Genomic DNA, 12,212 nt, shown 5'->3' with positions numbered 1-12,212 from the left:
CCGCGCATCTTGGCAAGCCGTTGACGCAGGTGCCCGATCCGTTCGGCCAATATCCCAGTTTCGCGCACCACAACAATGCGATGCTGCGCGCATTCCTGGACCGGTTCGGGTTCGATTATGAATTCCTGTCGTCGACGGAGGAATATGGATCGGGCCGGTTCGACGCGGCGTTGAAAGGTGTGTTGCGGCAGTATGACGCGATCATGGGCGTGATGCTGCCGACGTTGCGTGCCGAACGGGCCGCGACCTATTCGCCGATCCTGCCGATCAGCCCGACCAGCGGCATCGTGTTGCAGGTGCCGGTCACCGTGATCGATGCCGAAGCCGGGATCGTCGCGTTCGAGGATGATGGCCAGCGGATCGAGCGATCGGTGCTGGGCGGGCAGGCCAAGCTGCAATGGAAGGTCGACTGGGCAATGCGCTGGGCGGCGCTGGGCGTCGATTACGAGATGTCGGGCAAGGACCTGACCGACAGCGTGACGCAGGCGTCGAAGATCGCGCGCATCCTGGGCGTGCGCCCGCCCGAAGGGCTGACCTATGAGATGTTCCTGGATGAGAAGGGCGAGAAGATCAGCAAGTCCAAGGGCAATGGGCTCAGCCTGGACGACTGGCTGACCTATGGCCCGGAGGAGAGCATCGCATTCTACGCGTATCGCGAGCCGAAAAAGGCCAAGTCGCTGCACATGGGCGTCATCCCGCGCGCCATTGACGAATATTGGCAGTTCCGCGGCAATTATGCCGATCAGGACCTGAAGCAGAAGCTGGGAAATCCCGTCCACCATATTCATAATGGCGCGATCCCGGACGAGCGGTTGCCGATCACCTATGGCCTTCTGCTCAACCTGGTCGGTGTGCTGGGCGCCGCCGATCGGCAGGTGATCTGGGGCTATCTGGGCAAATATGTGCCCGATGCCAGTGCGGAGGCGTATCCGGCGCTGGACCGGCTGATCGATCATGCCGTCGCCTATCACCGCGATGTGGTAGCGCCGACGCTGCGCCGGCGTGCGCCCGACGCGCGTGAGGCGGCGGCGCTGGCCGACCTGGACAGGCGGCTGGCGGCGTTGCCGGCCGATGCGGATGCCGAAGCGATCCAGTATGAGGTGTATGAGGTCGGCAAGGGCCACGGATTCGATACGCTGCGCGACTGGTTCAAGGCGCTGTACGAAACGCTGCTCGGGTCCGAACAGGGGCCGCGGATGGGCAGTTTCTTTGCCTTATATGGCCTGCCCGGAAGCCGGCGGCTGATCGCCGAGGCGTTGGCGGCGGCGTGCAGCCGCGGTTCAGGCGGCGACGCGCAATAAAGCCGGATCGGCCACGCAACCGCTGGCCATGCGGCGCGTTCGCAGACCGGTCCATTCCCCTTTCGGACCGGTGGGCGTGCGGATCGCGCCTCCATCGGCCGCGTCGCGTGCGAGCGCGACGCGGCCTTTCCGATCCGAATGCGGAGATATGATCATGATGAAGCCGATCTGGGCGTTGTGCACCGTAATGCTGGCAACAGCACCGGCGGTTGCGGCCACACCCCGCGACATCCTGACCAATGCCGCGTTTTCCGCACGCGACAAGGCCGGCGCGCTGGCGCAGATCGCCCAGGCCGAGGCGGGTGCGAATGCCGTGCTGGCGCGCACGCCGGGTGATCGCGAAGCGCAACTGACCAAGGCGATGGCGATCGGATATCGCGCCAAGCTGAACCGCAGCCGGGCCGACGCGATCGACGCCCGTGACCGGTTCGATGCGCTGGCCGCCGCCGCCCCGCGCGATCCGGAGGCGCAGGCGATCGTAGCCGGATGGCATATCGACGCGGTGTCGCAACTGGGCGGGTTCGTCGCTGGCGCCGCCCTGGGTGCCAAGAAGGCGACAGGGCTGGCGGCGCTCGACCGATCGGTCGCGCTTGGCGGCGGCCGGGCCCTGTTTCCGGGCATCGCCGCGCTGCTGCGGCTGTCGCTGGACGGCAGCGATCCCAAGGCGCGCGGGTTGGCGGAGGCGGCGGTAAAGGGATCGGCGCCGACCGCGATCGACCGGGTCATGCAACGCAGCGCCACCGCGGTGCTGGTCCCGATCCGCGCCGGCGACGCCAGAGCGGCGCAGGCGTTGGCAAAGCAGCTGCTGCCGTTCGGACGCGTCGCGCGGTAGATCAACCTCTCCCCCGGAGGGGGGGCTCAGCAGATCATGATTTCTGGCTTTCGATCCAGCGGTCGATCTTCTGTTCCAGCACCGCCATCGGCAGCGCGCCCGACATCAGCACCTGGGCATGGAAGGCGCGGACGTCGAACCTGGGCCCCAGCGCGGTTTCGGCGCGGGTGCGCAGGCGGCGGATCGTGAGCTGGCCGATCTTGTACGCGGTCGCCTGGCTGGGGATCGCGATATAGCGTTCGACTTCGGCCGTCGCGTCCGTGCGGCCCATCGCACTGTTGTCGAGCATGTATGTGATCGCCTGATCGCGGGTCCAGCCCTTGGCATGCAGGCCGGTGTCGACCACCAGCCGCATCGCGCGCAGGATCTCGTCATTCAGATGGCCGTACATCTGGTAGGGATCGGTGAACAGGCCGAGTTCCGGCCCCAGGCTTTCGGCGTAGAGCGCCCAACCCTCGACATAGGCGGTGTTGCCGCCGAACCGCTGGAAGCTGGGCAGGCCCGTATTTTCCTGCGCCAGGCTGATCTGGAAATGATGGCCCGGAATCGCTTCGTGCAGGAACAGCGTTTCGAAGCCCCAGGTGAAGCGGGCGGGGAGATCATAGGCGTTGTAGTAGAAGACGCCGGGCCGGGAGCCGTCGGGCGTACCCTGCTGATAGGAGCCGGCGGCATCCGTCTTTTCCTTGAAGGCGGGGACCGGACGGATATCGAGCGGCGATTTCGGCAGGGTCGAGAAATCGCGGCCGACGGTCTTCTGAACGCGGGCGTCGATCGCCAGGAACGCGTCGCGCATCGCCGCGCGGGTGGCGGGCGCGAATTTCGGATCGGTGCGCATGTGATCGAAGAATTGCGCCAGGGTGCCGGTGAAGCCGACCTGCGCCTTCACCTTTTCCATGCCGGCCTGGATGCGCGCGACCTCTGACCGCCCGAGCGCGTGGATTGCGTCCGGGGTCATGTCCGTCGTGGTCGTCTGCGCGACCAGGAAGCGGTAGAGGTCTGCGCCACCCGGCATCTGCCCCAGCCCGACGCTGTCGCGTGCCTTCGGCAGATAGACGTCGCGGATGAAATCACGCAGCGCGGCATGGGCGGGGTTGAGCCGATCGCGGATGAAGGCGGCATAAGCGGTCTTCAACCGGGCCTGATCCGCCGGCGCGATGGCGGCGGGAAACATCGTGACCGGTTTGTAGAAGGTCGAGCCTTCGACGCCCTGCGCGACCAGCGCGTCCAGTTGTCCGACGACGTTGCGCATCACCAGTCGGGGGTTGGTGACGCCATCGGCCAGCCCCTGCTTCATGCGGTCGGTCGCGCGGCCGAGGTAGATGATATAGCCGTCCAGCCGCTTCAAATTGTTCTCATAATCCTTGACCGTCTTGAACGGGGCGGCGCCTTCGCCCGATGCGAGATCGGGCATGAAGGTCTGGAACCCGGAGAAATGATCGATCGGGCGTTCGACCTGCGCCTTGAGCAGGGCAGGGGCGAGCCCCTTCAGCGCGGTTTCGGTCTGATATTGGAAGATGTCGTAGGACAGCTGGTCCTCCGGCGAGAGCCGGGCGCGGTCGATCCGCTTGAGCGCGGCGAGATCCGCTTCGGCCGCCGCCTTTTCCGCCGCATAATAAGCGTCGGTGATATAGTCGCCGAACTGTTCGGCATAGCGCTGGTCGCCGCGGAACAGCGCCTGGATCGGGTTGCGGCGCAGGGTCGCTTCGTCGCTGGCGGTGAACAGCATGCGTAGCCGCGCGCCTTCCGCCGATTGGCCGGTGACGGGTGCCGGAGGTGCGGCCTGGGCGAAGGCAGGCGCCGCCGTGGTGGTGATCAGCAGGGCGACGATCGAACGCAGGGACAGGCGCATGAGTAGCGGACACTCCGGACAGGAAAGCCCGCCGCTACGCCCCGCATTCGGAGACGGCAAGCGGCGGGCGCGCCCAAAGGGTCAGGTCGTCGAATCTTGGTCGCATGCGGGCGGCGACGCATGTGCCGCCGCCCTGCGAACCGCATCAGTAGAAGAAGCTGTTATAGACCTGGACCACGCGGCCGTTGCGGGTGTTCACCAGCACGACGTCATTGCCGTAGCGGACCCAGCGATTGACGCCGGCCGCGCGCGGCAGGCGGTAGCGATAGGGGTCGGCGATGACGTAACGCTGGCCGTAGAAAGCCGGCTGGAAGCGATAGCCGACCGCGACCGGGCGATACCGCCAGCCGCGCTGCGGCCCGACATAGCGGCCCTGGCGGAATGCGGCCTGGTTGCTGCGGCGATAATCGCGCCAATCCTCGCGATATTCCTGACGCGCGTCGCGGACATCGCGGCGTTCGGCGCGGACATCGCCACGGTCGCCGAAGCGCCGGGCCTCGCGCAGGTCACGCTGTTCCTGGCGCAGATCCTGCCGGTCGCGGCGAAGTTCGCCCGTCTGGGCGGTGGCCATGGCGGGGGCAAGGGTGAGAGCGATCAGCCCGGTGATGAGAAACTTGCGCATATCCAGTCTCCTTTGTCAGATCCGGAAGCCGGCGGCGGGGCCGCGTTGCTTCCGACCCCGCGGTTATGGGTGATTCGAACTGAACCGCCCGGGAACATGGCTGTCAGCATATTGAAAGGCGGCGGCGTGGCGCGCGGACAGCAAAAGGCCCCCGGACGACGGTGCGTCCGGGGGCCGATCGGCGGATCTGCGCGCGTTACAGGAAGAAGGAATAGAGGATGTCGGCGATCAACCCGGACCGGATATCGACCAGCGCGACATCGTCATAATAGCGGACCCAGCGATAGCCGCCATAGGCGGGCGGCAGCCGGTACTGATCCGGGCGCGCGATCCAGTAGCCCTGCCCATAATAAGCCGGAGCGATACGGTAACCGGGCGACCAGCGCCGATAGCCATAGTCGACCCCGCGCGGGCCGTAATAGCGCGGTGCGCGGAAGGCACGGTCGTTGCCGCGGCGATAGGATTGCCAGTCATAGCGCCGGTCCGCGCGCCAATCGCGGTTCCAGCTGCCGGCGCCACCGTTCCAGCGTTGATCCCCGCGATTGTTGGCGAAGCGATCGTCATAGCGGGCACGGCCGTCGCCGCGCCAATCCCGCCGCCCGTCGGTGCGGTCATCCCGCGCGTCGCGCCCGTCGAACCGGTCGTCCCGTCCGGCAACGCGGCCGTCCAGGCGACCGTCGCGCCGGTCATCCAGCCGGCCGGCATCGTATCGGCGATCACGTCCGTCGGGCACGCGCGGGTCGGCGCGGCCGGCGTCGCGATCGGGGGCGCGGGTCTGATCGCGGTCCGCCCAGGCGCCGTCGCGACGGCCATCCACTGGCGGGCGGCGATCGTCGTCCCGGCCGCGATCCTGCGCCAGCACCGGGGTCGCCATGGTCGCGCCCAGCAACAGCGCGGTGAGCATCTTGTGCATGATCCACTCTCCTCACCGGCAGCAAAGGCGCCCCGGTCCCCGCCCTTATCATCATATCTGGGGATATCAGGGCTGAACCGGTTCGTCAGCGATCCGAAAGGATGCGTTATCGTGGCGGCGACAGCGCAGGGACGGCGCGGGCGGCGTCCGCCGGGTCGATCCCCGGCGCCGGCCCGGCATCCAGCAGCGTTCGGCCGGTCGCCGCCCCGGCCGCGCTGCGGATCGCACGGCGGATTCGGGGATAGGTGCCGCAACGGCAGATGTTGGTGATGGCGGCGTCGATGTCGGCATCGGACGGATTGGCGTTCTGCGCCAGCAGGGCGGCGGCCGCCATGATCATGCCCGACTGGCAATAGCCGCATTGCGGGACCGCTTCGGCGATCCAGGCCTGTTGCACCGGATGCCCGCGATCCCGCGACAACGCTTCGATCGTGATGACGAAGCTGCCTTCCAGCGCGCCGATCGCCACCTGGCACGACCGTACCGCGCGGCCGTCGACATGGACCGTGCAGGCGCCGCACAGACCGGCGCCGCAGCCATATTTGGTACCCGTCAGGTTCGACGCGTCGCGCAGCGCCCACAACAGGGGCGTTTCCGGATCCATGGCATAATGGATGGGCTGGCCGTTGACCGTAAAACGCGTCATGCCCCGCGATAGGACAGGGAGGATGCGGATGGAAGACTCGCGATTGGAAGGCGCTCGATTGGTGGTGACCCGCGACGGGCAGGTCGCGCATGTCGAACTGACGCGCGAGTCGCGCCTGAATGCGATGGACGGGGTTTTCTTCGCCGAACTGGCCGCGACGTTCCATGCGCTGTCGGACGACTCGGCGGTGCGCGCGATCCTGTTGTCGGCGCGGGGACGGCATTTTTCTGCGGGCCTCGATCTCGACTGGGCCGCCGGTCAGTTCGCGGAGGTCCGGGATCCGGGCCGGTTTGCCGAACGCCAGGTGCGGGAGATCGCGGTGTTGCAGGCCGCGATCGAAGCGGTCGAGGCCGCGCGCCAGCCGGTGGTGGCGGTGCTGCATGGCGGGGTGATCGGCGGTGGCGTCGATCTCGCCTGTGCGTGCGACCTGCGCGTCGCATCGACCGATGCCTGGCTGCAGGTGGCGGAAATCGATGTCGGGATCACCGCGGACCTGGGCACGCTGCAACGCCTGCCGCACCTGATTCCCGGCGGGATCGCGCGCGAACTGGTGCTGACCGGGCGGCGGATGGCGGCGGACGAAGCGGCGCGCTGGGGCCTGATCAACCAGTTGGCCGACGATCGCGACGCGGCGCTGGCCGCCGGCCGCGCGCTGGCGCAGACGATCGCCGCGAAATCGCCGATCGCGACGGTGGGCACGAAGCGGTCGTTGAACCACAGCCGGGGCCGCCCGGTGGCGGACGGATTGCGCGAAGCGGCGCTGTGGAACGCGGCGACCTTGGCAAGCGACGACATGCGCGTCATCACGGCGGCGCGCGCGACGGGCGGCGTGCCGGCGTTCCGCAATCTCGATCGCGTGCGGGTTGAAAAGCCGGAAGCCGGCTGATAGGGGCTGCGGGCTTGATCGACGCGGAACCCGTTTTCCGCGGCGATTCCTATTTGACCGACGAATTCTAATAGACGGATAGCGTGCCCCTGCCGCGGTTGTGGCGGTTCGGGGCGCAAGATCGACCGGAGACCGATATTTTATGCAGATCATCGTTCGCGACAACAATGTCGACCAGGCGCTGCGGGCGCTCAAGAAGAAGCTTCAGCGCGAGGGCGTCTATCGCGAGATGAAGCTGCGCCGGCATTATGAAAAGCCGTCGGAAAAGCGTGCGCGCGAGCGTGCCGCCGCAGTCCGCCGCGCCCGCAAGCTGGAGCGCAAGCGCATGGAGCGCGACGGCGCGCGGTAAGATCCGCTGCGGGGCATCCGGGATCGGATGCGCCGCGTCCTGAAGATCGTTCCTGTTCCCCCAGAGTGAGTGTGCCGATGTCGGAAGTGACCGCCGTACCGCTGCGTCCGATCGCGAAAGGCTCGCTCACCAAATTGTGGGTGGGGCTGGGCATCGCCTTTGCGGCGGCGATCGGCTTCGCCTGGGTCGGCACGCGCGCGCAGGTCGCGCTGGCGCAGCCGGCGGCGGAGTTCCTGGCCGGGAATGCGAAGAAGCAGGGCGTGGTCACGACGCCGTCGGGTCTGCAATACCGGATCATCCAGGCCGGCAAGGGGCCGCGCGCCACCGCGCAGGATACGGCGATCGTCAATTACGACGGCAAACTGGCCGACGGATCGACCTTCGATGCGTCGGCGGCGCATGGCGGACCGACGCCGATGCCGGTCGGGCGCATGATCCCGGGGTTCAGCGAAGGTCTGCAGTTGATGAACGCCGGATCCAAATACCGGTTCTGGATCCCGCCCGAGCTTGGTTACGGTCCGCAGGCGATGCCCGATCCCCGCACCGGCAAGATCGCGATCCCAGCCAATGCGCTGCTGGTGTTCGACGTCGAGATGCTCGGCATTGCGCCACCGCAGCCCGGCATGGGCGGCATGGGCATGCCGCCGGGCATGTAATCCGGGATTACAGTGAGCGGAACAGGGACGGGTCGGAAGCGAGGGCTTCCGGCCCATTTTGCGTTGGGTCAGCTGGTTTCTTTTCCGCGACATCCAGATCGGTTGGCGCCTGCTGATCATGGTCCGGCTCATGCCGGGCCGGGTGCTCGACAGGCTTGAACCAAATGGGGGCTGGTGGAGGGACCGAAGACGGCTGGTTGGTGGGATCGAACGCGGCTGATCAGAGAACTCGGACGGGCCGGTGGAGGTGACGAACAGGGCTGGTGTCGCGATCGCGCGGGACATTGGGAGAACCCGCCCGAAACTGGTGCGGCAAAGGGGATCGGGCGGCGCGACCGAGCCTGCCGGGGTGGATCAAGCCCGGACCGGTTGACCCCGATACGTTCGAACGGACGCACGAAAAGGGCGCGAAACGGTGGTCCCGTTTCGCGCCCTTGATGATCGTCCTGGGATTTTCACGCCGTAGCGGAAAGCATCACGCCATGTGGCGCGAACCCTCCGGCAGGGCGGCTTTCGCCTGTGCGATGATCGCCGAGAAGGCGCCGGCTTCGTGCATGGCGATGTCGGCCAGAACCTTGCGGTCCAGTTCGACGCCGGCCAGCTTCAGACCGTGCATGAACACGCCGTAGGTCAGGCCTTCCTGGCGGACGGCGGCGTTGATACGCTGGATCCACAGGGCCCGGAACGAGCGCTTTTTGACCTTGCGGTCGCGATAGGCATATTGCCCGGCCTTCTCGACCGCCTGACGGGCGATGCGGATGGTGTTCTTGCGACGGCCATAATAGCCCTTCGCCTGATCGAGAATCCGCTTGTGGCGGGCCTTGGTGGTTACACCCCGTTTGACGCGTGCCATCTATCCGTACTCCCTCAGTTCAGACCGTATGGCGCCCACAGCTTCACGCGCGGCGTATCGGCCGTCGCGAGCACGCTGGTGCCACGGTTGGTGCGGATGTACTTGGAATTGTGGCTGATCAAACGGTGGCGCTTGCCGGCGACGCCGTGCTTCACCTTGCCGGTCGCGGTGATCTTGAACCGCTTCTTGACCCCCGACTTGGTCTTGAGCTTGGGCATTTTCGTCTCCTCAATTGCGACGCCTGTGAACGGCCACGGCAGCCCAATACTGGCCGGGCCGTCGTTCCAGATCGCGGAAGCGCCGGGCCTTATGCAAAAGCGCCGCGAAATGCAACCTTGGTCGTTGCAGCATCAAGGAACCGGCGCGGGCGAACGGGGTTGAGCGAGGCGATGGCAGACCACGCCCCCGCCGCACCGTCCCCGATTCCTCCGTCTCGCCACCGCGATCGGGCCGGTACCGGGCTGGCCGCGGTGATCGCAGTGCTGGGCAGCGTGATCGGGTTGATCGTGCTGGCGTGGCTGATCCTGTTCGTGACCAAAGGCCGCTTCCTGAAACCGGTGTTCGAACGCTATGCCGGCGGCAGCGCGGAGCGCCGGGTGGCGGTGGCCGGCGATTTCCAATTCTATTTCAACCCGATCAACATCAAGTTCGTGGCGGAAGGGATCAGCATCGCCAATCCCGCCTGGACGACGCGTGACCATCTGTTCACCGCGCGGTCGATCGACATGGGGGTGGCGACGATCCCGCTGATCTTCGGGCAGCGGCGGATCACGCGGCTGGATGTAGCCGACGGCGCGCTCGACATGGAGTGGAACGCGGACGGGCGGCGCAACAGCTGGACGCTGGGCGATCCGAACGTGAAGGGCAAGCCGTTCGAGATGCCGGTGATCGAACGCGCCAATGTCCGCGGTACGACGCTGCGCTACATCGATCCCAAGCTGTTCCTGCGCACCGATGTCGCGTTCGAGACGCTGCGCGCGGCCGATACGCGCTTCGACAATGATGTGCGCTTTACCGGCACCGGTACGCTGCGCCGCCGGCCGTTCACGATGGCGGGCGGCATCCTGTCGCCGAACGAGACGATCGCGGGCGGGCGCAACCGGCTGACGCTGCGCGCGAAGGCGGGGGCAGACCGGCTGGGCGTCGACGGGACGCTGCGCGGGGCGACCGTGCTGGAGGGCGCGGACCTGCGCGTGCGGGCGACGGGCCCCAACCTGGCCGGGTTGTTCGAGCTGCTGGGCGTGGTGACGCCGGAGACGCGGCGCTATGCGCTGACGTCCAACCTGACCAAGGTGGGCGGCGAATGGCGTTTTACCCGGATGAAGGGCGGGTTCGGCGACAGCGATCTGGCGGGACGCATGACGATATCGCTGCCCAAGGACCGCCTGCTGGTCGATGCGGATATCGCGTCGCGCAAGGTGGACATCATCGATATCGGCCCGTTCATCGGCTATGCGCCGCAAGCGCTGGCGACGACGGGCGTGCAGGCTGCGGTGCAGCATACCGGCGGGATCCCGCGGCTTTTGCCCGATGCGCCACTGCGCGCCGAGTCGCTGGCCTTGTTCGATGCCAAGGTGCGGTACAAAGTGGCGACCGTCCGTGCGCCCAACCTGCCGGTGGCGAATGTCGGGCTGAACCTGGTGCTGGACCACCGCCTGTTGACGCTGTCGCCGCTGACGTTCGATCTGGCCGGCGGGTTCGTGACCGCGGACGTCGCGCTGAATGCACGCGGGCGGCTGGTGCAGACGCGATATGACGTGCGGTTGTCGCCGACACCGATGGGCAAATTGCTGGCAGGGTTCGGGGTCGCCGAGTCCGGCACGACGGGCGTGGTGAAGGCGCGGATGCAGATGACCGGCGAGGGCGATTCGCTACGCGCGTCACTGGCATCGTCGGACGGGCGGATCGCCGTCATCCTGCCGAAGGGGACGTTCTGGGCACGCAACATCCAGCTGTCGGAACTCGACCTCGGCACGTTTGCGCAGCGGATGTTCCAGGGCAAGCTGAAGGAGCCGGTGCAGATCAATTGCGGGCTGATCGGGTTCACCGTGCGTGACGGGATCGCGACCGCCGACCCGATCCTGATCGATACGCAGAAGAATGTCATGACCGGGCGCGGCGGATTTAGTTTCAAGGACGAGTCGATCGATCTGGCGTTCCGCGCGGATTCCAAGAAGATCAGCCTGTTGTCCGGGCAGTCGCCGATCGGGATCAACGGGCATTTCGCGGCACCCGGCTATGCGGTGATCAGCCCCGAGCTGGTGGCGCGGGCCGGGGCAGGGTTGGGCCTGGCCCTGGTGGCGGCGCCGGTCGCGGCGGTGGCGGCGTTCGTCGACGTCGGCGATGCCAAGTCGGCGGCGTGCGGCCCGGTGCTGGCCGGAGCCAAGGCCGCGGCGCAGCGGACGTCGAAGGGCGACGCCCGCCAGGACGTCGGACGCGGGACCAAGGCCGAGGCGAAATCCGGCGATGCCGGCAAGAAGAAGTTTCTCGGGATCTTCTGATTCTAACCCAGCAGGGCGAGCATCGGATCCAGCAGCGAGGGGTCGCCCACCGCCACCACTGCGCCGTCGCTATCGGCATCCAGTAGGCCGCCGCGCCAGTCGCGCATCAGGCCGCCGGCCCCTTCGACCACCGGCACGAGCGCGGCGAAATCGTAGAGTTGCAGGCCCTGTTCGAGCACGATGTCGCCATGTCCGGCAGCAAGCAGCCCGTAATTGTAGCAGTCCCCGCCCAGCAGCGTGTCGCGCACCGATCCGCGGACCCGATCGAATACGCTGCCGCCGGCTGCATCGAACAGCCAGGGCGAGGTAGTCGCGAGCAGCGCGTCGGCCAGCGTGGGGCAGGACCGGGTCGTCACGACCTGACCGGACAATGTGGTCGGGCGTCCGGCCGCACCGACCCAGCGTTCGCCGGAGATCGGCTGGTCGATGATCCCGAGCATCGGCTTACCCTGTTCCAGAAGCGCGATCAGCGTGCCGAAGATCGGCCGGCCGGCGATGAAGGCGCGGGTGCCGTCAATCGGATCGAGCACCCAGACGCGGTCCGCGCCGGCGCGTTCGCGGCCATATTCCTCCCCCACGATACCATCAGCGGGCGCATGAAGGGCGAGCAGATCGCGGATCGCGCGTTCGGCCGCGCGGTCCGCCTGGGTGACCGGGGACGCGTCCGATTTGGTTTCGATGGCGAAGCGTGCGCGGAAGAAGGGCCGGATCGCGGCGCCGGCGGCATCGGCCAGAGCGGAGGCGAGCAGGATGTCATCGTCGGTCATGCGCGCCTTGTTGCGGGCGCAGGACGGTTGCGCAACC

Annotated in this window: 13 protein-coding genes; 6 read left to right on the top strand and 7 right to left on the bottom strand. The window is 67.2% G+C overall.

The features are described 5' to 3' along the window. Together VF649_RS14920 and VF649_RS14915 are read left to right on the top strand one after the other, a co-directional pair. Positions 1-1,301 (top strand): lysine--tRNA ligase (locus VF649_RS14920; RefSeq protein WP_331012746.1); only part of this gene is annotated, 1,301 nt, incomplete at its 5' end. 154 nt (positions 1,302-1,455) lie between these two features. Next, positions 1,456-2,133, top strand: a complete 678-nt coding sequence (locus tag VF649_RS14915; protein WP_331012745.1) for a hypothetical protein — start codon at positions 1,456-1,458, stop codon at positions 2,131-2,133. A 34-nt stretch (positions 2,134-2,167) separates the two neighbouring features. Here the strand turns inward: VF649_RS14915 and VF649_RS14910 are convergent, their stop codons facing one another. From VF649_RS14910 to VF649_RS14895, 4 genes are all read right to left on the bottom strand, one after another. Next, complete coding sequence (locus VF649_RS14910) at positions 2,168-3,982, bottom strand: DUF885 domain-containing protein (RefSeq protein WP_331012744.1); 1,815 nt, start codon at positions 3,980-3,982, stop codon at positions 2,168-2,170. 145 nt (positions 3,983-4,127) lie between these two features. After that, complete coding sequence (locus VF649_RS14905; protein ID WP_331012743.1) at positions 4,128-4,604, bottom strand: RcnB family protein; 477 nt, start codon at positions 4,602-4,604, stop codon at positions 4,128-4,130. 196 nt (positions 4,605-4,800) lie between these two features. Continuing rightward, a complete protein-coding gene (locus tag VF649_RS14900; protein WP_331012742.1) occupies positions 4,801-5,517 on the bottom strand; it encodes an RcnB family protein in 717 nt (238 codons plus the stop codon). Positions 5,518-5,623: 106 nt separating this feature from the next. Then, entirely contained in the window at positions 5,624-6,163 is a 540-nt protein-coding gene (locus VF649_RS14895; RefSeq protein WP_331012741.1) for a (2Fe-2S)-binding protein, read from the bottom strand. Between the two features lie 28 nt (positions 6,164-6,191). Here VF649_RS14895 and VF649_RS14890 point away from each other — a divergent pair, with 28 nt between their 5' ends. From VF649_RS14890 to VF649_RS14880, 3 genes are all read left to right on the top strand, one after another. Next, on the top strand, positions 6,192-7,049 hold the full coding sequence (locus tag VF649_RS14890; RefSeq protein WP_331012740.1) for an enoyl-CoA hydratase-related protein: 858 nt from the start codon (positions 6,192-6,194) through the stop codon (positions 7,047-7,049). A 142-nt stretch (positions 7,050-7,191) separates the two neighbouring features. Then, positions 7,192-7,398, top strand: a complete 207-nt coding sequence (rpsU, locus tag VF649_RS14885) for a 30S ribosomal protein S21 (protein WP_010162663.1) — start codon at positions 7,192-7,194, stop codon at positions 7,396-7,398. A 77-nt stretch (positions 7,399-7,475) separates the two neighbouring features. Then, complete coding sequence (locus VF649_RS14880) at positions 7,476-8,054, top strand: FKBP-type peptidyl-prolyl cis-trans isomerase (RefSeq protein ID WP_331012739.1); 579 nt, start codon at positions 7,476-7,478, stop codon at positions 8,052-8,054. A 475-nt stretch (positions 8,055-8,529) separates the two neighbouring features. Here the strand turns inward: VF649_RS14880 and rplT are convergent, their stop codons facing one another. Together rplT and rpmI are read right to left on the bottom strand one after the other, a co-directional pair. Next, a complete protein-coding gene (gene rplT, locus VF649_RS14875) occupies positions 8,530-8,907 on the bottom strand; it encodes a 50S ribosomal protein L20 (protein WP_331012738.1) in 378 nt (125 codons plus the stop codon). A 14-nt stretch (positions 8,908-8,921) separates the two neighbouring features. Then, a complete protein-coding gene (gene rpmI, locus VF649_RS14870; protein WP_331012737.1) occupies positions 8,922-9,125 on the bottom strand; it encodes a 50S ribosomal protein L35 in 204 nt (67 codons plus the stop codon). A gap of 171 nt (positions 9,126-9,296) precedes the next feature. Between rpmI and VF649_RS14865 the strand changes: the two genes are divergently transcribed. After that, complete coding sequence (locus VF649_RS14865; protein ID WP_331012736.1) at positions 9,297-11,408, top strand: AsmA family protein; 2,112 nt, start codon at positions 9,297-9,299, stop codon at positions 11,406-11,408. Positions 11,409-11,410: 2 nt separating this feature from the next. On the opposite strand, the gene hisN is transcribed toward VF649_RS14865, so the two are convergent. Continuing rightward, positions 11,411-12,175 (bottom strand): histidinol-phosphatase, encoded by a 765-nt coding sequence (gene hisN, locus VF649_RS14860; RefSeq protein WP_331012747.1) that lies wholly within the window; start codon positions 12,173-12,175, stop codon positions 11,411-11,413. Positions 12,176-12,212 lie beyond the last annotated feature (37 nt).

Source organism: Sphingomonas sp., assembly GCF_036387535.1.
Taxonomy (GTDB): domain Bacteria; phylum Pseudomonadota; class Alphaproteobacteria; order Sphingomonadales; family Sphingomonadaceae; genus Sphingomonas_R.
The sequence above is the reverse complement of the archived record's forward strand: the minus strand, read 5'-3'. Positions and strand labels throughout refer to the sequence as shown.

Bases quoted from the DNA above. Each gene is read 5' to 3' on its own strand.
- VF649_RS14915 (WP_331012745.1), top strand. From the start codon at position 1,456: ATGATGAAGCCGATCTGGGCGTTGTGCACCGTAATGCTGGCAACAGCA.
- VF649_RS14910 (WP_331012744.1), bottom strand. From the start codon at position 3,982: ATGCGCCTGTCCCTGCGTTCGATCGTCGCCCTGCTGATCACCACCACG.
- VF649_RS14905 (WP_331012743.1), bottom strand. From the start codon at position 4,604: ATGCGCAAGTTTCTCATCACCGGGCTGATCGCTCTCACCCTTGCCCCC.
- VF649_RS14900 (WP_331012742.1), bottom strand. From the start codon at position 5,517: ATGCACAAGATGCTCACCGCGCTGTTGCTGGGCGCGACCATGGCGACC.
- VF649_RS14895 (WP_331012741.1), bottom strand. From the start codon at position 6,163: ATGACGCGTTTTACGGTCAACGGCCAGCCCATCCATTATGCCATGGAT.
- VF649_RS14890 (WP_331012740.1), top strand. From the start codon at position 6,192: ATGGAAGACTCGCGATTGGAAGGCGCTCGATTGGTGGTGACCCGCGAC.
- rpsU (WP_010162663.1), top strand. From the start codon at position 7,192: ATGCAGATCATCGTTCGCGACAACAATGTCGACCAGGCGCTGCGGGCG.
- VF649_RS14880 (WP_331012739.1), top strand. From the start codon at position 7,476: ATGTCGGAAGTGACCGCCGTACCGCTGCGTCCGATCGCGAAAGGCTCG.
- rplT (WP_331012738.1), bottom strand. From the start codon at position 8,907: ATGGCACGCGTCAAACGGGGTGTAACCACCAAGGCCCGCCACAAGCGG.
- rpmI (WP_331012737.1), bottom strand. From the start codon at position 9,125: ATGCCCAAGCTCAAGACCAAGTCGGGGGTCAAGAAGCGGTTCAAGATC.
- VF649_RS14865 (WP_331012736.1), top strand. From the start codon at position 9,297: ATGGCAGACCACGCCCCCGCCGCACCGTCCCCGATTCCTCCGTCTCGC.
- hisN (WP_331012747.1), bottom strand. From the start codon at position 12,175: ATGACCGACGATGACATCCTGCTCGCCTCCGCTCTGGCCGATGCCGCC.